Origin of the sequence: Rhizobium sp. 0TCS1.26, assembly GCF_050455525.1 — a bacterium.
Taxonomy (GTDB): domain Bacteria; phylum Pseudomonadota; class Alphaproteobacteria; order Rhizobiales; family Rhizobiaceae; genus Neorhizobium.
Map to the genome: position 1 here is coordinate 203,479 of NZ_JBCIYV010000003.1, position 22,961 is coordinate 226,439.

Genomic DNA, 22,961 nt, shown 5'->3' on the forward strand with positions numbered 1-22,961 from the left:
GGGATAGGTCTGGTGGGCACAGACACAGACGTTGCACTATGGAAATGGCTGGTTCGGGCGCTGGGTCTTGTGCTGCTTGCGCTTGGCGTCGCCATCCTGCTGTGGCCCGACCTCGCGGCGCCGCTTTTTGCTGCAACTCCGTCACAAGGGAGCGAGCGGACCTATCTGCGAGCGATAGCCCTGCGCGATGTGGCGATCGGCCTGTGGCTGATGGTCGGGGCGGCGATCTCGGTACGGGCCACGGCCGTGTCGCTTGCTGCCGTCGCCGTCATTCCGTTCGGTGATCTCCTGCTGGTCGCGCTGAACCACGGGTCGTTCATCGTCTTCCTGCCGCATGTCGTCAGTCTCATCGCGACCCTCGGGCTCGCATTGTGGGGCAGACGTCTCGCCGAGCGTTGAGATGGTCATCGAAGCTTAGACGGATGTCTGGCGCAGGAACCGCAGCGCGAGTGCTGCCCCATCCATCGATATGGTATGGCCGACGCCGGGGAGGATGTTCAGCTGAGTACTGAACCCCGCCGCCTGCAGCTGGCGTTCCGCAACGACTGACGCGGCGGAAGGGATCGTCCGGTCTTCCTTGCCGTGCACGAGAAGGATAGGCGTGTCGACGCTTGCCTGGGAGATCGCGACCGGCGGAAGCAGTCCGGCGAAGGAGACGACGGCGCCCGGTTGCCAACGGCCCGAGGCGACTGCGTCGAGCGCCATGATCGAGCCCTGCGATACGCCGACGAACGCGAAACGGTCGGCCGCGCCATCGAAGCCTTGCCTGTCCAGAAGCTCCGCGATCAGCGCGTCGAAACGGTCCCGGACGATCTTGATCCGATCAGGCTGGAATTCGCGGCCGTTAACGCCGAACCATTGATGGCCGGTGCCGCGCGGATGCGGGAACGGTGCGTCGGGTGCCAGAAAGTGGGCATGCGGGAGTTCCTGTCGCCAGGCGGTGGCAAGCGGCAACAGCGTCGCGCCGGTTCCACCGATACCATGGAGGAGGATCACGAGGAGCCGCGATGGCAATGGCGGAGCTTTCAAATGGGGTTATCGTTTACCTGCAGCGGGCGCTCCGCCATGTCGGCAGGCGCCCGCCAAAGATCCGCACCGGTATGTGTCAGTGTCCCGGCTATCTCCCTGGTCACATTGCCTTGGCGGTGCTGTCCATCCAGGCGCGGTGACGCTGCTCGTCGTGCAGCGCCTTTTCAAAGAATGCTTTCGACTTCGGGATCGCATCCTGGTGCTGCGAGGCCCGCTCGTAGGCGGTCACGGTGTCATCCTCGTTGGTCTTCATCGCCTTGAGGATCGCCGCATCGCCCAGCATGTCCGCCAGCGCAATCTTGCCGGTCGTCAGCATCTGCTTCATGTCGCCTTCGGTCGGCGCTTCGGCTCCGAGCTCGCGGGCCATCTCGTTCAGCACGTCGAGGTGCTGGAGATGATCCTGTCGGAACGCTGCGATCTGGCTGCTCAGCTGTTTGTCGTCCAGTCGCTCGATGCAGGACTCGTAAGCGGCGATGGCGTCGCGCTCCAGATAGATCAGGTTGGTGACAAGCTTCTCGATGCTGGATTCGTTTCCGACCATGGTGACCATCAGGTTCTCCGTCTGTTGTTCTCGGGAGACAGAGAAACCTGCATGATCGGCGGATGTTCCCGGCCGCCGGGCCGGGCGACATAGGCTCAGCGCTCGCGCATCGCCTCCTGCGCCTTGTTGAACGGCTTGATCAGGTAGTCGAGCACGGTCTTCTCGCCGGTCTGGATGTCGACGGTTGCGATCATGCCAGGCGCGATCGGAAAGCGCCGACCCGCCTTGTTCACCAGCGCATCGCTCTCGCTTTCGACGAAGACGCGGTAGTAGTGGTTCTTCGGATCCGCTTCGTCGAGAATGGTGTCCGGCGAGATCGTCGTCACCTTGCCTTCCAGTGCCCCGTAGACAGCATAGTCGTAGGCGGTGATCTTCACGGTCGCGTTCTGGTCGGGATGGATGAAGGCGATGTCGCGCGGCGAGATGCGCGCCTCGATCAGCAGCTGGTCTCCGAGCGGGATGATATCCATCAGCTTGCCGTTCGGCGGCACCACCCCGCCAATGGTCGATACTTCGATGTTCTTGACGATGCCGCGCACCGGCGAGCGGATCGTCAGACGCGCCAGGCTGTCGTTCCGGCCGTCGATGACCGAGCTGAGCGAAGCGATGTCGGCATTGGCCTTGGCCAGCTCCTCCCGCGCCTGCACAAGATACTGCGCCGTCGTCTCGACCTTCTTCAGCTCAAGCTCGGCAAGCTCACGCTTCAGCCGGATCACTTCGACGGAGCTGGCAGCACCGATGTCCGACAGGCTCTGGTTTACCTCGAGTTCCTCCCGGACAAGTCCGGTCGATGTGGCGATCCACGACAGGGTCTCGTCGAGGTTGCGTCTGCGGGCCTCGAACAGCTGCGTCTCGCTGGCGATAAGGTCGGGGAAGGCATCGAGTTCGGCGGGGAACCTCAACGGCTGCTGATTGACCTCGGCAGTCAGCCGGGCCGCGCTGGCGAGCGACGCACGATACTTGGCGGTCGACTCGCCGACGTTCGAAGCGGTCATCGTCGGGTCGAGCTGCGCCAGCAACTGGCCCGCCTCGACGACCTCGTTCTCGCGCACGTGCATGGCCGAGATGATGCCGCCTTCCAGCGACTGGACGATCTGCTCCTTGCGGATCGGCACGACGCGTCCGGAGCCGGTCGAGACCTCGTCAAGAACAGCGAAATACGCCCACAGCAGTCCCACCACGACAAACAGGGCCAGCAGCTTGACGACCGTTACGGCGCGCGACAGCCGCACCTGATCATCGCCGCCGTAGAGCCAGTCGTCGCCCCTGGATGCGTCTGCAAAGATCGTCATGATGCTGTCGCCTTGTTCCGGGATGCCGCCGGCTTTCGGACTTTCGCCGGTTTGATCGTGTCGGTGTTCGCAGCCGATGTCTTACTTGCGGCAAGCACCTCCTTGGCCGCTTCCGTCGCGGATGTGCCGCGCAGTTTCGCCAGGGCCTCGGCCTTCGGAGCGTCGAGAATGATACGGCCGGCGTCCAGCGCCACGACCCGCTCGACGAGGTCGAGCATGCGCATGCGATGGGTGGCGACAATGACTGTCTTTCCCTTGCTCCAGGCGGCGAACCTGCTGATGAACAGCCGCTCGGTCGCCTCGTCCATCGAGGCCGTCGGCTCGTCGAGAAGGACGATGTTGGGATCGCGGATGATCAGCCGCGACAGCAGCAAGGCCTGCTGCTGCCCGCCGGAGAGACCGCGACCGCCTTCCTCGATCATGTGGTCGAGGCCGTTCGGAAGCTGTCGGATGAATTCGTCCGCCCCGGTGATCGACAGAGCCTCAAGCAATGCCGACTGCGGCGCATCCTGTGCGCCGAGCAGGACGTTCTCGCGGATGGTCCCGTAGAACAGTCGCGACTGCTGCATGACGATGCCGATATCCCGGCGCAGATCCTCTGGGTCAATGTGGGCGATCGACAGATGATCGACCAGCGCCTCTCCCGATGCCGGTTCGATCATCCCGGAGAGCGCCATCAGCAGCGTCGACTTCCCCGCGCCGTTCTTGCCGAGCAGGGCGATCTTCTGGCCGGGTTCGACGGTGAAGCTGTTGAGCACCAGTGCGGGACGACCTGTCGCCTCCCCATGATGGAAGGCCGTGGCCCGGAACTGGTAATGGCCGGACAGCCCGCTGACCGAGATCCGACGCTCGGCGTCCGGATGATCCGTCGGCAGCTTCATGATGCTGTCGAGGCTTTTCAGACCCAGCTTGGCGTGCTGGTAGCGGCTGAGGATTTGCGCCATCTGGGCCATCGGCGCGATCATGCGCGAGCCGAGGATGGAGCAGGCGACGAGTGCGCCTGTCGTCAGGTCGCCGGCCATGACCATTGGCGCGCCACAGAAGACGATCACCGCAAAGACGCTCGTCTGGACGGAGTGCGACCAGCTCGACAGGCTGTTGGTGAGAGTGCGCAACTTCATGTTGGCATCGGCGCTGGCCGCGTTGAAGTGGTTCCAGCGCTGCTGGAAGACCGGCTCTGCCTGTAGCGCCTTGATATCCTCGAAGCCCTGAACCGACTCCACGAGCATGGCGTTGCGCAGCGCGGACTCCTTCATGGCCAGCCCGGCAATCCTTTTCAGCTTCCGCTGGGCAAGCAGGCCAGGCGCGACGAGCAGGACGAGCGCCACCGCCGGGATGATGACCAGGATGCCGCCGATATACCAGAACAACACCAGGAAGATCAGGAAGAACGGCAGGTCGGCGACGGCCGAGACAGTCGTCGAGGTCAAGAGATCGCGGACCTGCTCCAGATCGCGCAGCTGCGAGATGAAGGTGCCGGTGGCCTTCGGCCGGTGCTGGTTCTTGACCCGCAAGGCATGGCCGAAGACGCGGTCGGAGACCTTGATGTCGGCGCGCTTGCCGACGACGTCGATGATTGCCGTGCGCACCCGACGCATGAAGAAGTCGAAGACGACCGCCAGCATGACGCCGCTGAACAGGACGGTGAGCGTCGTGACCGATTGTGCCGGCACGGCGCGATCATAGACCTGCATCGAGAAGATGACGCCGGCGAGCGACAGGAGGTTGGCCACCAGCGTTGCCACGAGTACATAGCCATAGGGTCGCAGGTCCCGCAGAACCAGCTGCCGGAACCATCCGTCCTTTTCCACCGCCAGCGCCGGGTCTAGGCGGCCGTCGCTGCCCTCGCGCGCATCGCGGGCGACCATGAGGTAGACGATACGGTCACGCAGGTCGGAGCGGGCGACGCGCGTCCACTGGCCGTTGTCGCCGCCGAAGATCAGCCGCACATGGTCTTCGTCGGCCGACACGATGAGAGCGACTGCACCGTCCGACAGCTGGACCAACATCGGCAGCCGCCGGCTGCTGATGTTTGCCGCTGACGGCTCCACGGCCCGGATGTCGATGCCGAACCGGCGGGCAAGCCGCTCGATGCGCTGGATCGGCGGGACGTCCTCTTCGGCGATGGCGAAATACGAGGCCGCGAACTTCGAATGCGGAATGCCGAGACGCTGTGCCAGGCATCCAAGCACTTCGACCCAGGCGTCGGCTGGAATGCTCGCTGCAGTCTTGCCGTTCACGTCGGCTGGCATCGTCTGATCCATGATGTGTCATTCCCCGCGAAGGATCCGGCAGAGAGCGGCTCTGCGCGGAGGAGTGGCTGCCGGCAGGAGGCCGGCAGCCGATTGTCAGACGACCGGCAGATGGTTCTGGTCGTCCTGGTGGTGGAGCGGCTGGAACGGATCGATCGGTGCCGGGTCCGGAAGCTCTGTCGGCTGGACGGTCGGCACATCCGCCGAGGCGAGTTCCGGCGTTTCGGCCGGTGCTTCGCCATGGTTGTCGAGGCTGTCGAGCCCGGACAGATCGATCTCCATGGAATCGCTTCCGGAGAGGTCGAAGGTGAGCGCCTCGACACCGGATCCGTCCGTACTGGTTCCGTCTGCCACGACCACATCTGCTCCGAAGCCGTCCGCACCAGTTCCGTCAGCAGTCGAGCCGTCTCCACCGTCGCCTACGGCGTCGAGGGAGAAGGTCCGCGCATGCATCGCCAGCGTGTCATGGCTGTCGTCCGCGCTGAGTGCCGCGCTGGCGTCGTCACCGGACATGTCCAGGGCGATGGCATCGCTGAGGAACAGGGACGCGGTGACAGTGGCGACCGGCGGCACGCCCGGGTGGTCCAGCGTTAGCGTCAACGTACCGGTGTCGGTCGATCCGTCGGCCGTGGTAATCCGGTAGTTGAAGACGTCCTGAGCACCATCCGACCCGGTGAAGGGCGAGTTTGCGGCGTAGCTGTAGGTGCCGTTCGGATTGATGGTCAGCGTCCCGTAGAGGCCGTTGACCTGACTTCCCGCGCCGACAGCCTGACCGTTCACTGCCGAGACGACGGTGCCGACCGGGCTGATGTCGTCCGTCAGTACATTGCCGCCCACCGTACCGTTGACGTTGCGGTAGTTGTTGATGACATCGGACGTCGTGCTGACGCTGAGGCCGCCGAGCAGCGACAGGTTGAGCAGGCCGCCGTTGTTACCGAGCACCACGTAATAGGTGCCGCCACCTTCGAAACGAGGCAGCGTGACGACATTGGCATCCCAGTTCGCGCCGAGAATGCCGCCTGAGCCGACAAGCCAGTTGTCCAGACCGTAGACGCGGGTTGCCGTGGTCGCACCCGCCTCGGCCCGGTAGACCTGCAGGTCGAAGTTGACGTCGCTGAACAATCCAAGGTTCAACAGACCGAAGCCCGATCCGTCGAGACTGATCTGACGCGTTGTGTTCTCCTGAACAGCGAAGGTCAGGGCGCTGTTGTTGCTCAGTACGCCGACATCGATGGCACTGCCGACCAGCGCGAGGTTGAGAAGGCCACCAACCCGCCCCGTCTGCAGAGCCGGGCTTGATGACGTCGGCGTGACCGACAGGCCGACTGTGTTGGTGTTGTTCACCGCATCGAGGTTGAAGACCGTCAGCGGACCGAGTGCTGTCGCGGCGGGATTGCCGGCAACGTCAGTCTGGCGCACCTGCACGGCACCGGCCGCATAGGTGTTCACAGGCAGGACAAAGCTGTTTCCGGTGCCAAGGCTCCAGGTGGTGCCGCCATTGACGGTGTATTCCCAGGTGGTTCCCTGGATGCCGCTGACGGCAACCGTGCCGTTGCTGGTGAACCCGTCGCCGATCGCACCGGTATCGGAGGCAAGGCCGATGACCGGAGCGGGCGGCGGGGTGGTGTCGACCGTCAGCTGACCGAGCGAGCCCGCGGCACCGCGGGTGCCGTCGGTATCCACCTGCCGCACCTGCACTGCGCCGTCGGCATAGGTGCCTTGGGCGAGAGCAAAGCTGGCGCCGGTTCCGGCCGTCCAGGTGACGCCCCGGTCGAGGCTGTATTCAAATCCCGCGCCGGCTTCGAGGCCACCGACCAGGATGGTGCCGTTGTTGGTGATCCCATCGCCGACCACGCCGCTGTCGGCCGCGATCCGGAGCTCGGGGGCGATTGCGGGGAAGTCTAGGGTTACCGTGAGGGCCGAGGTGTTCGTCGAGCCATCCGGCGACCGGATCGTATAGGTGAAGACGTCCTGGGCACCATCCGTACCGGTGAACGGCGAGAAGGCCGTATAGGTGTAGGTGCCGTCCGGATTGATCGCCAGCGATCCGTAGAGACCGTCGATCTGGGTTCCGGCAGCGACCGTCGTGCCGTTGATGCTGCTGACGGTGGTTCCCGTCGGCACCGTATCGTTGGCAAGGACGTTGCCGCTCGTGCCGCCGCTTCCATTCCTATAGTCGGTGATGACATCGGAGACGGTATTGAGCGTCAGGCTCTGGAGCAGCGAAAGGTTGAGCAAGCCACCGTCATTGGCGACCACGACATAATAGGTGCCGCCGCCCTCGAACTGCGGAAGCACCAGCGGGTCCGCATTCCAGGTCGGGTTGATCAGGCTGCCGGGTTGGAGCCAGTTCTCCCGCTCGAAGACCAGCGTTGCCGTCGTGCTGCCCGGTTCGGCGCGGTAGACCTGCAAATCAAAGCTCACGTCGCCGAGCAGCGACAGGTTGAGGAGCGCCGTACCGGTTCCGTCGATGGTGACCTGACGGATGGTGTTGTCCGGAATGGCGAAGGTGAAGGCGCTGTTGTTGCTGATGAGCCCGACGTCCACCGCGCTGCCCAGCAATCCGAGGTTCAGCAACCCACCGACAGCGCCGGTTGCAGGAGGCACGTTCGAGGTCGTCGGCGTGACGGTGAGGGCGACGGTTGTCGGGTCGCCGACTGCATCGAGCTGGAAGACCTCCACAGGTCCGAGCGCCGCCGTTCCGAGGTTCCCGGCAAGATCGGCCTGGCGCACCTGGACGGCACCGCTGGCATAGATGCCCGGCGGCAGTTCGAAGCTGTTGCCGGTGCCGGTAATCCAGGTCGCGCCGTTGTTGATGCTGTACTGCCAGCTCTGTCCGGGCTCGATATTGCTGACCAGCACTGTCCCGTCGGTGGTGAGGTTGTCGGCCGGATTGCCGGTGTTGGCTTCGAGAGCCAGGGTCGGGCTGGGTGCCGTTGTATCGACGACGGTCGCACCGAGCGAAGCCGGCGCGCCTGTATTACCGGCGAGATCCGTCTGTCGCACCTGAACGGCGCCGGCGGCATAGGTGCCGGCCGGCAGAACGAAGCTGGTGCCGGTGCCGGGGAGCCAGGTCGTACCGCCATTGGTGCTGTACTCGAAGGTGGCACCCGTTTCCAGCGCGCCGACGAGGATCGTGCCCTGGTTGGTGACGCCGTCACCCACGATGTTGCTGTCGGCCGCCAATTGGGCGGTCGGTGCAAGCGGCGCGGCCGTGTCGACGGTGGCGTTCGCGACCCCCGGTGCGGAGATGTTGCCGGCCGGATCGGTCAATGTGGCGGTGACGACGAGCGGCAGTCCATTGGCCGGCGCAGCAACCGTGGAGATGACCTGACCCGCAGTAATGTCGGCTTGGCTGAGCGTCTGAACATTGCCGTTGATCGACAGCCGATCTCCGGCGGTTGCACCGGATCCGGCAAGACTGACGGTAACGGCGACCCGACCGTTGACGATCTCGCCGCTGCCGATGAGGCCATCGCCGTTGCCGATGGTCACGGCTGGCGCGGCTGGTCCCGATGTATCCACCAGGGCATTGGCTGTCGCGGGCAGGGAGGTGTTGCCGGCAGGATCGGACAGCGTCGCGGTAACGTTGAGCGGCAAGCCGTTGGCCGGTGCTGCGACCGTGTTGATGACCTGGCCGGCGGTGATGTCTGCCTGGGTGAGGGTTTGCGTGGCTCCGTTGATTGTCAGGCGGTCGCCTGCGACCGCACCGGTTCCGGCAAGGTTGACGGTTACGGTGACGAGACCATTGGCGATCTCGCCGCTGCCGATTAGGCCATCGCCGTTGCCGATGACAACGCCCGGCGTGCCCGGTCCCGACGTGTCGACGGTGGCGCTGGCGGCTCCCGGCAGGGAGGCGTTCCCTGCGGCATCTGTCAGTGTCGCGGTGACGGCGAGAGGCAGGCCATTGGCGGGCGCTGTGATCGTCTCGACGACCTGTCCTGCCGCGATGTCTGCCTGGCTGAGCGTTCGGATGTTGCCGTTGATCGACAAGCGATCTCCGGCTGCCGCGCCTGTGCCGGCGAGGCTGACAGCGACGCTGACGAGACCATTGACGATCTCGCCGCTGCCGATGAGGCCGTCGCCGTTGCCGATGGTAACGCCTGGCGCGCCGGGTGCGGTGATGTCGACGATGCCACTTGCGGTGCCGGGGAGGGAGCTGTTGCCGGCCGGATCGATGAGCGTGGCGGTGACGGCGAGCGGCTGGCCATTGGCCGGCGCAGTAACTGTATCGGTCACCTGTCCTGCGGTGATGTCGGCCTGCGTCAGGGTGCGAACGGAGCCGTTGATCGACAGGCGATCTCCGGCGGCCGCGCCTGTGCCGGCGAGGCTGACCCTCACGGTGACGAGACCATTGACGATTTCGCCGCTGCCAATGAGCCCGTCGCCGTTGCCGATGATCACTCCGGGTGCGCCTGGCGCCGTCAGGTCGACGATGGCGCTGACAGTCTGCGGAGCCGAGCTGTTGCCGGCCGGATCGGTCAGCGAAGTGGTGACCGTCAGCGGCTGACCGTTGGCCGGTGCGGCGACCGTCTCGACAACCTGGCCGGCGGTGATGTCGGCCTGGGTGAGGGTGCGCGTGCTGCCATTGATCGTCAGGCGGTCGCCGACAGCCGCGCCGGTGCCGGCGAGGCTGACATTGACGCTGACAAGGCCGTTGACGATCTCCCCGCTGCCGATCAGGCCGTCGCCGTTCCCAAGCGTTGCAACCGGAGCCCCGGGTGCGGAGATGTCGACAATGGCGCTGGCTGTCGCGGTCGTGGAGCCGTTTCCGGCTGCGTCCGTCAGCAATGCGGTGACCGCAAGCGTCTGGCCGTTGGCGGGCGCTGCGAGTGTCTCGACAACCTGGCCGGCATTGATTTCGGCCTGGGTCAGGGTCCGCAGGGCGCCGTTGATGGACAGGCGATCGCCGACAGCGGCACCGGTGCCGGCAAGGCTGACGGTGATGCTGACGAGGCCGTTGACGATCTCGCCGCTGCCGATGAGGCCATCACCATTGCCGATCGTAACGCCCGGCGTGCCCGGTGCCGTGATGTCGACGATAGCGTTGGCCGTGGCGGGGGTGGAGGCATTTCCGGCTGGATCGGTGAGGGTGCTCGTGACGCTGAGCGGCTGACCGTTCGCTGGCGCTGCGACCGTCTCCACCACCTGACCGGCGGTGATGTCGGCCTGGGTCAGTGTGCGGGTGCTGCCGTTGATCGAGAGACGATCGCCGGCTGCGGCACCGGCTCCGGCGAGGTTGACCGTGACGGTCACGAGGCCGTTGACGATCTCGCCGCTGCCGATGAGGCCGTCGCCATTGCCGATCGTGATGCCCGGTGCGGTCGGACCGGAGGTGTCGACGGTCGCCGTGATAGTCTGCGGGACGGTCGTATTGCCGGCCGTATCGCTCAGCGAGGTGGTGACGCTGAGGGTCTGGCCGCTGGCGGGTGCCGGGATGGTATCGATGACCTGACCGGCGGTGATGTCGGCCTGCGTCAGCGTACGGGCGACACCGTTGATCGACAGGCTGTCGCCCGCAACTGCGCCGGTGCCTGCGAGGCTGACCGTGACCGTGACCAGACCATTGATGATCTCGCCGTTGCCGATCAGACCATCGCCATTGCCGAGCGTGGCGATAGGGGTTCCCGGCGCCGCGGTGTCGACAATAGCGCTGGCCGTCTGCGGCGCGGACGCGTTGCCTGCCGTATCGGTAAGGGTGGCGCTGACCGTCAGTTGCTGGCCGTTTGGCGGAGCGGCAACGGTTTCGGTCACCCGGCCCGCCGTGATATCGGCCTGGCTGAGCGTATGGAAGCTGCCGTTGATCGACAGGCGATCGCCGGCGGCCGCACCAGTGCCGGCAAGGCTGACGGTGACGGTGACGAGGCCGTTGACGATCTCGCTCGTGCCGATGAGGCCGTCGCCATTGCCGATCGTAATGCCCGGCGTGCCGGGTGCCCCTGTGTCGACAGTTGCCGTGACGGTCTGCGGGACGGACGTATTGCCCGCCGGATCCGACAGCGAGGTCGTGACGCTGAGTGCCTGCCCGTTGGCAGGTGCCGGGATGGTATCGGTGACCTGGCCCGCGGCGATGTCGGCCTGGCTCAGCGTGCGGGCGACACCGTTGATCGACAGGCTGTCGCCTGCAACTGCGCCGGTACCGGCGAGGCTGACGGTGACGGTGACGAGGCCATTGACGATCTCGCTTGTGCCGATGAGCGCATCGCCGTTGCCAAGAGTGGCAACCGGCGTGCCCGGAGCGGCAGTGTCGACAACAGCCGTGACCGTCTGCGGTGCAGACGTGTTGCCGGCGGTATCGGTAAGCGTCGCATTGACCGTCAACGACTGGCCGTTGGCGGGTGCTGTGATCGTCTCGACAACCTGGCCAGCAGTGATGTCGGCCTGGCTTAGTGTATGGAAGCTGCCGTTGATCGACAGCCGATCGCCGGCGGCCGCGCCGGTTCCGGCAAGGCTGACGGTGACGGTGACGAGGCCGTTGACGATCTCGCCTGCGCCGATGAGGCCGTCACCATTGCCGAGCGTCACGCCCGGCGTGCCGGGTGCCGCGGTGTCGACGGTGGCGCTCACCGTCTCGGACAGGGAGGTGTTGCCGTTCGTATCGACCACCGTCGCGGTGACCGTGAGAAGCTGGCCGTTGGCAGGCGCTGAGACGGTGTCGATGACCTGACCCGCGGTGATGTCGGCCTGGGTCAGCGTGCGGGCGACACCGTTGATCGACAGGCTGTCGCCAGCAACTGCGCCGGTGCCGGCGAGGCTGACGGTGACGGTGACGAGGCCATTGACGATCTCGCTTGTGCCGATGAGCGCATCGCCGTTGCCGAGCGCGACGCTTGGTGTTCCGGGGCCGGAGGTGCTGACAACCGCAGTGGTCGTGGAGGGCAATGAGATATTGCCGGCTGGATCGGTCAAGGTGGCGACGACCGACAGCGTCTGGCCATTGGCGGGTGCCGTGACCGTTTCGACGACCTGTCCTGCGGTGATGTCGGCCTGGCTGAGCGTTCTCGTGCTGCCGTTGATCGTCAGTCGATCGCCGGCGACGGCGCCAGTTCCGGCAAGGCTGACGTTGACGCTGACGAGGCCGTTGACGATTTCACCACTACCGACGATCCCGTCGCCGTTGCCGATCGTCGTGCTGGGTGCGCCGGGGGGCGTCGTGTCGACGGTCGCAGTCACGGTCTGCGGCGCGGACGTGTTGCCGGCGGCGTCAGTGAGAGCCGTCGTGACTGACAGCTGCTGGCCGTCTGCCGGCGCTGTCACCGTGGCTGTGACCTGGCCGGCAGTGATGTCGGCCTGGCTGAGCGTCCGCACAATGCCATTGATGGACAACTCATTGCCGGCGACGGCGCCGGTACCGGCAAGGCTGACGGTGACGTTGACGAGGCCATTGACGATCTCGCTCACGCCGATGAGGGCATCGCCGTTGCCGAGCGTCGCGACCGGCGCACCCGGTGCGGCGGTGTCGACGGTGGCCGTTACGGTTTGCGGCGCGGACGCGTTGCCGGCCGGATCGATGAGACTGGTCGTGACGCTCAGGGTCTGGCCATTGGCCGGCGCCGCGACGGTTTCGACGACCTGGCCCGCGGTAATGTCGGCCTGGCTCAATGTCCTTGTGCTGCCGTTGATCGTCAGCCGGTCGCCGGCGACCGCATTTGTGCCGGCAAGGCTGACGGTGACGCTGACGAGGCCGTTGGCGATCTCGCCAGCGCCGATGATCCCGTCGCCATTACCGATGGTGGTGCTCGGCGCCCCAGGTGCCGTCGTGTCGACGGTCGCCGTGACAGTCTGCGGCGCGGACGCATTGCCAGTCGCATCGATGAGCGACGTCGTCACGCTGAGCGGCTGGCCGTTGGCAGGTGCTGCAACCGTGTCGGTGATACGGCCGGCGGTGATGTCGGCCTGCGTCAGCGTGCGGGTGGTGCCGTTAATCGACAGTTGGTCGCCCGCGACGGCACCCGTGCCGGCGAGGTTGACGGTGACCGTGACGAGACCGTTGATGATTTCGCCTGTGCCGATCAGCGCGTCGCCATTACCAAGCGTTGCGACTGGAGCGCCCGGCGCCGTGGTGTCGACGGTCGCCGTGACAGTCTGCGGCGACGACGCATTGCCGGCCGGATCGGTGAGCGTGGTCGTGACGCTCAGCGTCTGACCGTTGCCGGGCGCAGCGATTGTCTCGACCACCTGTCCAGCGGTGATGTCGGTCTGGCTGAGCGTGCGGGTGCTGCCGTTGATCGACAGACGATCGCCGGCCGCGGCACCTGTGCCGGCAAGGCTGACGGTAACGGTGACAAGACCGTTGACGATCTCGCTGCTGCCGATGAGCGCATCGCCATTGCCGAGCGTGGCAACGGGAGCGCCCGGTCCAGCGATGTCGACGATGGCGCTCGCGGTCTGCGGTGTGGAAACATTCCCGGCGGGGTCGATGAGGGTGGCCGTCACGGCGAGCGGCTGGCCATTGGCCGGAGCAGCGATGGTGTCGACGATCTGGCCGGCGGTAATGTCGCTCTGGGTGAGGGTCCGGGCCACACCGTTGATCGACAGGCGGTCGCCGGCCGCCGCTCCGGTTCCGGTGAGGCTTACGGTGAAGGTCACGAGGCCGTTGACGATCTCGCCGCTGCCGATAAGCGCATCGCCATTGCCGAGAGTGACGCCCGGTGCGCCGAGGGCGGAAATGTCGACTGTTGCACTCGCCGTCTGAGGCAGCGAGGTATTTCCAGCTGCATCGGTGATGGTTGCACTGACCGTCAAGGGCTGGCCATCGGCCGGTGCTGCAACCGTTTCGACCACCTGGCCAGCGGTGATGTCGGCCTGTGTCAGCGTCCGCATGCTGCCGTTGATCGACAGGCGGTCGCCGGCTGCGGCGCCCGTGCTTGCCAGGTTGACTGTGACGGTGACGAGACCATTGACGATCTCGCCGCTGCCGATGAGCGCATCACCATTGCCGAGTGTGACGCCCGGGGCGCCGGGAGCGCTCGTATCGACAGTGGCGCTCACCGTCTGGGGGGCGGACGTGTTGCCGGCGGAATCCGCGAGTGTCGTGGTGACGGAAAGCTGCTGGCCATTGGCGGGAGCGGTAACGGTTTCGACCACCTGGCCGGCGGTGATGTCGGCCTGGGTGAGCGTCCGGAGAGCCCCATTGATCGACAGGCGATCGCCGGCGACGGCACCCGTACCTGCAAGGTTAACGGTGACAGTGACCAGTCCGTTGACGATTTCGCTGGTGCCGATCAGGTTGTCGCCGTTGCCGAGCGTGACACTCGGGGCACCGGGACCGGATGTGTTGACGATCGCTGTCGTCGTCTGCGGCACCGACGCGTTGCCGGCCGGATCGGTGAGCGAGGTGGTGACGCTGAGCTGCTGGCCATTGGCGGGCGCAGCGACGGTTTCGATGACCTGGCCGCCGGTAATGTCGGACTGCGTCAGCGTCCGGGTACTGCCGTTGATCGACAGCCGGTCTCCGGCGGCCGCGCCCGTGCCTGCAAGATTGATGGTGACGGTGACGAGGCCGTTGACGATTTCGCTGGTGCCGATCAGGTTGTCGCCGTTGCCGAGCGCCACGACGGGGGCTCCAGGCGTCGCGGTGTCGACCGTTGCATTCACCGTCTGCGGAACCGACGAATTGCCGGCAGCATCCGTCAGCGAGGTGGTGACGCTGAGCGGCTGGCCGTTGGCAGGCGCGGGAACGGTCTCGATCACCTGTCCGGCCGTGATATCGGCCTGCGTGAGGGTACGGGTATTGCCGTTTATGGAGAGACGGTCGCCGGCGGCGGCGCCTGTTCCAGCAAGGTTGACGGTAAGTGTAACAAGACCATTGACGATCTCGCTTGTGCCGATGAATGCGTCGCCATTGCCGAGCGCCGCGACAGGCGCGCCCGGTGCGGCGGTATCGACCACGGCGCTGACCGTCTGCGTCAGCGATGTATTGCCGTTGCTGTCGGTCACTGCCGCGGTCACTGTCAGGGTCTGACCGTTTGCTGGTGCCGTGACGGTTTCGATCACCTGTCCGGTGTTGATGTCGCTCTGGCTGAGCGTCCGCGTGCTGCCATTGATCGAAAGGAGATCGCCGGCTGCCGCTCCGGTACCCGCCAGGCTGACGGTGACCGTGACGAGGCCATTTACGATCTCGCTGCTGCCGATCAGTGCGTCGCCGTTTCCGAGGAAGACGGTCGGGGTACCGGGGCCCGAAATGGCCACCACAGCGGCCGCGATGTCGGGCGGGGACGCGTTGCCGGCCGGGTCGATAATCGTTGCGGAGACCGTCAGCCACTGACCGTTGCCGGGTGCGGCGACCTCCGTGACCACCTCTCCGGCATCGATGTGGGACTGGTCGAGGACGCGGACCGTGCCGTGGATTACCAGCCGGTAGCCAACTGCCGCGCGGGTACCGTCAAGACTGACGGTGCAGGTGACCATGCCGTTGTCGATTTCGGTCGTGCTGATGAGCCCGTCGCCATCACCGATGAGAACGCTCGGAGCGCCCGGTGCGAATGTGTCGACAACAGCGGTTGTGGTCTGCGGCGGCGATGCGTTGCCGGCTGCATCCGCAAGGAACGTCGTCACGGTGAGCGGCTGGCCATTGCCGGGTGCTGCAACCGAGTCGATAACCTGGCCGGCGTCGATGTCGGCCTGCGTCAGGGTGCGCACGGCACCGTTGATTGACAGGCGATCACCGACGACTGCGCCGGTTGCGGCAAGGCTGACAGTGACGGTGACGAGGCCGTTGACGATTTCGCCGCTGCCGATCAATGGGTCGCCATTGCCGAGTGTCACCACCGGGCTGCCCGGTGCCGCCGTGTCGACGAGCGCGCTGATCGTTTGCGGCGTTGACGAGTTGCCGGATGGATCGGTCAGTGTCGTCGTGACGGAAAGAGGCTGGCCGTTGGACGGCGCTGCGACTGTGTCGACCACCTGTCCGGCATCGATGTCGGCCTGCGTCAGCTGCCGGTCTGTTCCGTTGATGGTGAGAGTGTCGCCGGCAGCCGCGCCGGTACCGGCGAGCCCAACCGTGACCGTGACTCGGCCGTTGACGATCTCGTTGCTGCCGATGAGCCCATCGCCGTTACCGAGTGCGACGAAGGGAGTGCCGGGTGCGGTCGTATCACCGTCTGGATCGGGATTTGGACCCGGGCCGGGAACCGGATCGCCGCCCGGGTTCGGATCCGGATCGCCACCTCCGTCGCCGGGGCCTGCGCCGCCACCGGGGTTTCCACCGTCACCGAGAGTGCCACCGTCGCCGGGGGTGCCACCGGGGCTGGTGCCACCGTCGTTTCCGCCGCCATCGCCCGAACCGCCCCCGAGGCCGCCGGCAACCGCGATGCCACCGATTGCCATCGCCAGAGGAAGAGCGAGACCGAGAGCAGACGTCCCGCCAGCGCCTGCGGCTGCGGCGCCCGCCAATTGGTCGACGGCGCCCGCTTCGGTGAACTGGAAATCAGCCAGATTGTCGGTGTACTGGCCGGCCCAGACATCGCCGGCCGAATCCTGAAGCAGCAGTTCGCTGCGCTCGCCGTCTTCGCCTGTATAGAAATTGCGCAGCGTGAGGGTGCGGCCGTCATCAAGCTGAAGGATGAGATCGTCGGAAGAGCGGCGCATCGACAGGATGTCGTCGGGCTCCAGGGATAGAGTGACCGTACTCGGGCGGCTTATGACGATGTTCTGGTCCGAGACCCGTACACTTGCGCCGCTCTGTTTGTCTGTGATCACTGCCATGGTCTATCCTCGCCTGTCGTGCCGCGTCATCCGGCACTTGGTCATCGTTTTCACCCGCAGCGTGCAGCGAATATCCGCTGCCCATTGCAGTGCAGTGCAAGCCGGGATTGAGATCCCGCCGAATCTCACCGGCCCCCTGTTGCATCTAGTTGGAAGCAATCTGCGATGCGATCAACCGTTAGAGATGCCTAATATGCACGATTGCTAAATCAATTGTAAATAGCTTTCTGCAACTGAAGGCTTACATGTTGCAGGCTGACACAGCGATGGGGTGAGCCGGTACAACCGGTTGATTTCATGCGTTGTTCTGGAGTTTGGACGAGCGACGGCGGCAACCGGTCAGAACGGATCTATGGCGCGTGTGCGAAAACGCGCGCTGAAAGATTGAGGTCTGGCTGGCTGATCAGGGCGGCTGCTGTGCCATCTGGCGTGTCAGACTGAGACGCCATATCGGACGGGGCTACGGCTCAATCGCGCGTTGCCGCGACGCGGGATGCCGTGCTGATCGAAGCGCGATCGGATGCAACCACATGCTGCGGTGCAGAAGTGAGGCCGAACAGCTCGCGCAGCCGTCCGGCAGCATAGGCGCATTCCACATTGAGCTTGTAGAGGTCGTAGCGGGTATTGATCTCGTCGAACCGTGCGACGTGAAGTTCCTGATCGGCATTCAGCACATCGAGAAGCGTCCGGGTTCCGAGATCGAGGAACTGCTTCTGGTAGAGATCGCGGGTTTCACGCATCATGACTTCGCGCGTGGAAAGCGACTTCTGCAACGCTTCGAGGCTCCTGACCTGCGTCGCGGACTGGAGCCATATCCTCTGTACGTCGTAGGTTGCGGCAGCGGTGGCGGATGCCGCGGCCTGAGCGCCGAGCCGTGCGGCATTCTGCTGGGCCTTGAAGGCGCCGCCGTTGTAGAGGTCGCCGCGCAGCCGCAGGCCAACCAGGTAATCCGGATCGCTGTTGCCGTCGAGGATGTCAAACTGGCTCGATGCTTCGAGCGCAACGGTCGGCAGGACTTCGGAGCGGGCGAGCCTCAGCCGTGCCTCGGCTTCCGTCATTCGCGATCTCGCGGCAATCACCGCCGGCACGTTGTTCCAGATCGGTGCAGCCGAGCCGCACGCCCGGCTTACCGGCTTCGGCAGCGATCGGCCGATTTGTGGCGGCACGGTCGAACCGGTCACCGTCGCCAGCATCGACTGCCAGCGTTGTTTCTGGGCCGACAGCTCAAGCGCGGTCGACTGTGCGGCCTGTACGCGTGCTTCTGCCTGCAGCTTGTCCGAACGCGTGCTGGCGCCGCGATCCGTACGCGCCTCCACCAGCCTCTCGATCGCCTGGACGTCGTTGATCTGGTCTTCTGCAACCTGGGCAAGCTCGCCGTTGCGCAGGATTTCGACGGCGCTGATGACAACGTCGCGGATGATCTCGTCGACGGTCGTCAGCAGCTCTGCCTGTCTGGCGTCGTAGACGGCGGACTGCGCGTCGATCCGGTTCGACACCTTGCCGAAGTCGTAGACCATCTGCGAAGCGGAAAGATTGAACTTCGGCGACCAGCTTCGGTTGTCGCCGGTTTCTGCTCCGAACCCGATGCCTCCGCCAACGGAGGGAAGATAGCCGGATTTCGCCTCGTTGATCGCCTCGCGTTGCTGGCCGGCGCGGGCTGCGGCTTCTGCAATCTTCGGGTGCCAGTTGACTGCCTGCCTGACGGCTGACGTGACATCCGTGACCTTCTTCGGCGCCTCACCCGCCGCGGTCTTCATCGCGGGGGGAGCAGCGGCGGAAGTGGGGACGATGCCGGCGAAGGGCTCTTCGGCCGTCGATTGGGTGCATGAGACTTGTGCCGAGCACGCGATGGCCAGGACGCCGAGAGTGATCAAGCGGGCAGTCGATTGCATGAAGGCTCCCTGAACCAGAAAATGAGGTCTGGCACCGGCCTATGCAAACACGGACGGCTGGCTGACGCTTATCAACAACAGGGATGGCTAATATATTTGATTCGCATTCGACGCAACCTTCTGGTTTATTCATCATGTAGCATGAGCGCCTCCTCCGACGCCGAAGGTTGCGCGCAGCTACAACCGGCGCGTCGGGTTGCGCCGTCCGGGCAGTCGATCCTGAAGATCGGGTGAGGGTGGCGACGGAAGATTGGAGCTGATCCACCCATGCGTGTCATGGTGAAGGTTTATGTGGTGGAGGAATCCATCTGCCACGGCGGTAGGATTGTTCAACAATCGCAGTAGATACAGGCGTTTGCGGTTAGGAAATTCTTTAACCATACAACATCGAGCAGGCTCGTCAGATTAGTAAAATCTAACAATAATGAGTCTATTAGGAGTTGCAGCGAATCGCGTAGGCTGGCTGCGGGGACGCAATTTTCGGGGCGCCGGCGACGCGATGGAGAGCAGGTAAACGATGAGACAGGGTTCGTCAGACTCGCGCGTTAGGGGTGCGCGATATTCGATCGGACGGTCGCACGAGATTCACAAGGTTACGTCAGGTAGGTTGAAACCGGCGGCTTCGGCGGATCTTCACGCCGGTCTGGATCTTGCGCGTTTTCCGCAGTTCACGATGGCATTCCAGCCGATCATCGACGTCGTTACCGGCGCCACCCTTGCTCAGGAAGCGCTCGCGCGCGACCTGCAGACGCACACGGCGGCGCCGCTGTTCGCCAAGGTGGCGGCCGAGGACCTCTTCGTCTTCGAGGCATTGTGCCGGGAGCGGGCGCTTCAACTGGCCATCTCATACGACCACCACACACCGGTCAGCCTGAACATTTCGCCTGCCTCGGTCCTCGACCCGCATCATGGCCTGCAGCAGACCTTCCAGTTCGCCGAGCGGCTCGGCATGTCTCCGGATCGCTTGATCTTCGAGTTTACGGAGAACTCGGTGATGGAGGATGTCGAGGCGATCCGCGCGCTGGTCGCGCCGATGCGGGAGAGGGGAGTCCTGATTGCCCTCGATGATTTCGGTGCAGGTTACAATGGGCTGCAGACTCTGGTCAGCATGAAGCCGGACATCATCAAGATCGACATCAGCCTGATCCGCGACATCTGCTATTGCGAGGCGCGGCGGGTGGTCATCGATGGCCTCGTCGAGTGCTGCTCGCGGCTGGACATCCTTGTTGTCGCCGAAGGCGTCGAGACCGTCGAACAGGTGGAAGTGCTGCAAGGCCTCGGGATCGGCTTCATGCAGGGCTATCTGCTGGCGCGTCCGCAGATCGAGCGTTTCCCGGTCTTCAATGCGGCGAGGTCGGGCCTGGTCACGCCGCCGACGAGACGCGACGCGGACTGCTGAAGGTTCGGCTTGCCTCAGTCCCGGCGCTGGTTGAGGCGCATGTGTTCGATGATGTGCCGGCCCGAACCCTCGACGTGCTGGGCGATGATCCTGGCCGCACCGTCGGCATCCTGTCTCGAAATGCAACGGATGAGTTCGCGGTGTTCGGCGAGAATGCTCGCCTGGCGACTCATCGAGGTCTGGAACTGACGGCTGATCGCCGACAGGATTTCGCGATGACGCCACCATAGATCGACCGCATGGCGGTTGTAGTGCCGGTCGTACATCAGTCGGTGGAAGGTCATGTCGAGCTGAGAATGCTTCTGCGGGTCGGCAAAGTTCAGCGCCTCGATCTCGGCCTGTACCTCTTCCAGCGCCTGCAGGTCCGCCTTCGTCGCCAGACTGACGAACCAGCGGGTCAGGGCCGGCTCGATGAGCACCTCGATCTCGAAAATGTCCCGCACGAACGTATCGTCGATCGGCCGCACGCGCGCGCCGCGGTTCGGCATCATCACCACGAAACCTTCGCCGCGCAGCTGCTGCAGCGCCTCGCGCACCGGGTTGGTCGACGTGCCCATCCGCTCGGCAAGCTCGGCCACCTTCAGCCGCGCGTTGGCAGCCAGCCGCCCCTGGATGATGTCGTCGCGAATGCGCTCGTAGATCGAGGCTTCGCCCGGATCGGTATCGTCGGCCTGCAGCAATGGAACAATCGTGCTCATAGCCTTTTCTAGCCGAAGCGTGGGTGCGCTGCCAAGTGCGAATTGATCCATTTCGCACACCCTTGTTGACAAATAATGTACGATCTGAAAACTTCCGTGCATCCGGACGGCAAGACCGTGGGAGGTGCCTGAGGAGCGGGCACTCTGAGGAGTGGAGGAAATTACATGAGTCACAAGCGCACGCTGCGCGGTCTCGTCCTGTCGACGGGCCTGTCAGGAATTCTTATCTGCGGTCTGGCCGGCGCCTCGTTCGCCCAGACCTACCATCAGGCACCGGTGCTCGAAGAGCAGGTCAAGTCCGGCGCTCTGCCGGCTGTCGCCGAACGGCTGCCGGAGAAACCCTTCGTCGAAACCATGGTCGATGGAGTCGGCAAGTATGGCGGCACGCTGCGTACGACGATCCTCGCCAATGGCGACCAGTACAACCTGACCCGCACCATCGCCAACGAGCTTCTCGTTCGCTGGGATCCGAAGTGGAGCAAGGTCGAACCGTCCCTGGCCGAGAGCTTCACCGCCTCCGACGATGCGACGACCTACACATTCACCCTGCGCAAGGGACTGAAGTGGAGCGACGGCCAGCCGTTCACCGTCGATGACATCATGTTCTGGTACGAGGACGTGTTCATGAACCCGGCGCTATCGCCGGCCAAGAACCCGACATTCACGGTCGCCGGCAAGCCGGTGAAGGTGCGCAAGGTCGACGAGCAGACGGTCGAGTTCAAGTTCGACGCACCTTATGGCCTGTTCCTGCAGCAGCTTGCCTATGGCCAGGGCCACCTACCAGTCATTTACCCGAAGCATTATCTCAGCCAGTTCCACGAGAAGTACAACAAGGACGGCATTCCGGCGCTGCTGAAGGCCAATCCGGCCGTCAGCGACTGGGTGTCGCTGTTCAACTCGAAGATCTCGCTGACCTTCCAGCCCGCCTATTGGCAGAACCTCGAGCTGCCGACCCTCAATCCGTGGATCCTGACGGTGCCCTATGCCGACGGCGAGCGGGTCGCTGCCAAGCGCAATCCCTTCTACTGGAAGGTGGATTCTGCTGGCAACCAGCTGCCCTACATCGACAACGTCACCTGGGCAAAGCTTGACGATCCGCAGCTGATGGCGCTGAAGATGACGTCTGGCGAGTTCGATTTCGCCTTCCGCCACATCAACAATTCCACCTTCAAGTCTGTCCTCTTCGACGGCCAGGAAAGCGGCAACTACCGCTTCGTCGACGTCAAGGACCTGCCGGCCAATGACGCTGTCATCCTGCTCAACCTCAATTCCAACGACCCGGTGAAGCGGAAGATCTTCCAGAACAAGGATTTCCGCATCGGCCTCAGCAAGGCGATCAACCGGCAGGAGATCATCGATCTCGTATACGTCGGTCAGGGCGCCCCGGCGCAGGTTGCCGTGCAGCCGGAGCACGAGCTGTTCAACGAGAAAGAGGCGACGCAGTATACGGAGTACGATCCGGCCGCTGCCAATGCCGAACTCGACAAGCTGATGCCGAAAAAGGACGGCGAGGGCTTCCGTCTCGACGAGACCGGCAAGCGCTTCACCATCAACTTCATGGTCGCCGATGTCTTCGGCCTGTCCTATCCGGACGTCATGCAGATGGTCCAGCAATACGCCAAGGACGTCGGCATCGACATCCAGATCCGCACCACCGACCGCGCCCGCCTGAACACCATGTGGAGCGCCAACGAGCAGGACGCCTATATCTGGAACTGCGTCGGCGGCCTGTCTGAAGTCTACACCGATCCGCGCTGCTACATGCCGTTCCAGAAGGCCGACATCTTCTTTGCCGTGCGCTGGGCCGAATGGTACGCCAATCCGGCCACCGGCGAGGAGCCGCCGGAAAACATCAAGGCGCTGATGGCGGCCTATGACAAGGTCAATGCATCCGTCAGCGACGAAGACCGCAAGGCCAAGATGAAGGAGTTCCTGACCCTGTCGGCGGAGAACTTCCTCAACATCGGCATTTCCCGGCCGATGCCGAAATACATGATGGTGTCGAAGGACCTGAAGAACGTCGTCGACGGCATCCCGATCACGGGCAACCTCTGGCACCCTGCGCCGACGCTGTCGCAGTGGTACTTCGACAAGGCCAAGTAGGCCGCACACCGGGGCCGGAAGCGTCAGCGCTTCCGGCCAGGCTCTTCTC

The 22,961-nt window shown here is 64.5% G+C and carries 10 protein-coding genes; 3 read left to right on the forward strand and 7 right to left on the reverse strand.

Going from position 1 to position 22,961, the window contains the following annotated elements; genetic code table 11:
• The first annotated feature begins 12 nt into the window (after positions 1-12).
• On the forward strand, positions 13-399 hold the full coding sequence (locus AAIH46_RS15085; RefSeq protein ID WP_430306783.1) for a DUF4267 domain-containing protein: 387 nt from the start codon (positions 13-15) through the stop codon (positions 397-399).
• Positions 400-414: 15 nt separating this feature from the next.
• Here the strand turns inward: AAIH46_RS15085 and AAIH46_RS15090 are convergent, their stop codons facing one another.
• From AAIH46_RS15090 to AAIH46_RS15115, 6 genes are all read right to left on the reverse strand, one after another.
• Complete coding sequence (locus tag AAIH46_RS15090) at positions 415-1,029, reverse strand: alpha/beta hydrolase (protein WP_430306784.1); 615 nt, start codon at positions 1,027-1,029, stop codon at positions 415-417.
• A 100-nt stretch (positions 1,030-1,129) separates the two neighbouring features.
• Entirely contained in the window at positions 1,130-1,579 is a 450-nt protein-coding gene (locus AAIH46_RS15095; RefSeq protein WP_430306785.1) for a DUF2383 domain-containing protein, read from the reverse strand.
• 86 nt (positions 1,580-1,665) lie between these two features.
• Complete coding sequence (locus tag AAIH46_RS15100; protein WP_430306786.1) at positions 1,666-2,862, reverse strand: HlyD family type I secretion periplasmic adaptor subunit; 1,197 nt, start codon at positions 2,860-2,862, stop codon at positions 1,666-1,668.
• Complete coding sequence (locus AAIH46_RS15105) at positions 2,859-5,126, reverse strand: type I secretion system permease/ATPase (RefSeq protein ID WP_430306787.1); 2,268 nt, start codon at positions 5,124-5,126, stop codon at positions 2,859-2,861. Before AAIH46_RS15105 ends, AAIH46_RS15100 begins: the two co-directional genes overlap by 4 nt.
• Positions 5,127-5,210: 84 nt before the next feature.
• Positions 5,211-16,820 (reverse strand): BapA/Bap/LapF family prefix-like domain-containing protein, encoded by an 11,610-nt coding sequence (locus tag AAIH46_RS15110; RefSeq protein WP_430306788.1) that lies wholly within the window; start codon positions 16,818-16,820, stop codon positions 5,211-5,213.
• Between the two features lie 467 nt (positions 16,821-17,287).
• On the reverse strand, positions 17,288-18,712 hold the full coding sequence (locus AAIH46_RS15115; protein ID WP_430306789.1) for a TolC family protein: 1,425 nt from the start codon (positions 18,710-18,712) through the stop codon (positions 17,288-17,290).
• A gap of 673 nt (positions 18,713-19,385) precedes the next feature.
• Between AAIH46_RS15115 and AAIH46_RS15120 the strand changes: the two genes are divergently transcribed.
• Complete coding sequence (locus AAIH46_RS15120; RefSeq protein WP_430306790.1) at positions 19,386-20,111, forward strand: EAL domain-containing protein; 726 nt, start codon at positions 19,386-19,388, stop codon at positions 20,109-20,111.
• A gap of 14 nt (positions 20,112-20,125) precedes the next feature.
• On the opposite strand, the gene AAIH46_RS15125 is transcribed toward AAIH46_RS15120, so the two are convergent.
• Complete coding sequence (locus AAIH46_RS15125) at positions 20,126-20,809, reverse strand: GntR family transcriptional regulator (RefSeq protein ID WP_430306791.1); 684 nt, start codon at positions 20,807-20,809, stop codon at positions 20,126-20,128.
• 165 nt (positions 20,810-20,974) lie between these two features.
• Here AAIH46_RS15125 and AAIH46_RS15130 point away from each other — a divergent pair, with 165 nt between their 5' ends.
• Positions 20,975-22,912 (forward strand): ABC transporter substrate-binding protein, encoded by a 1,938-nt coding sequence (locus AAIH46_RS15130; protein ID WP_430306792.1) that lies wholly within the window; start codon positions 20,975-20,977, stop codon positions 22,910-22,912.
• Positions 22,913-22,961 lie beyond the last annotated feature (49 nt).

What these genes read in the sequence shown, in the direction of transcription:
- AAIH46_RS15095 (WP_430306785.1), bottom strand. Translation starts at nt 1,579, where the DNA reads ATGGTCACCATGGTCGGAAACGAATCCAGCATCGAGAAGCTTGTCACC.
- AAIH46_RS15100 (WP_430306786.1), bottom strand. Translation starts at nt 2,862, where the DNA reads ATGACGATCTTTGCAGACGCATCCAGGGGCGACGACTGGCTCTACGGC.
- AAIH46_RS15105 (WP_430306787.1), bottom strand. Translation starts at nt 5,126, where the DNA reads ATGGATCAGACGATGCCAGCCGACGTGAACGGCAAGACTGCAGCGAGC.
- AAIH46_RS15110 (WP_430306788.1), bottom strand. Translation starts at nt 16,820, where the DNA reads ATGGCAGTGATCACAGACAAACAGAGCGGCGCAAGTGTACGGGTCTCG.
- AAIH46_RS15115 (WP_430306789.1), bottom strand. Translation starts at nt 18,712, where the DNA reads ATGCAATCGACTGCCCGCTTGATCACTCTCGGCGTCCTGGCCATCGCG.
- AAIH46_RS15120 (WP_430306790.1), top strand. Translation starts at nt 19,386, where the DNA reads ATGGCATTCCAGCCGATCATCGACGTCGTTACCGGCGCCACCCTTGCT.
- AAIH46_RS15125 (WP_430306791.1), bottom strand. Translation starts at nt 20,809, where the DNA reads ATGAGCACGATTGTTCCATTGCTGCAGGCCGACGATACCGATCCGGGC.
- AAIH46_RS15130 (WP_430306792.1), top strand. Translation starts at nt 20,975, where the DNA reads ATGAGTCACAAGCGCACGCTGCGCGGTCTCGTCCTGTCGACGGGCCTG.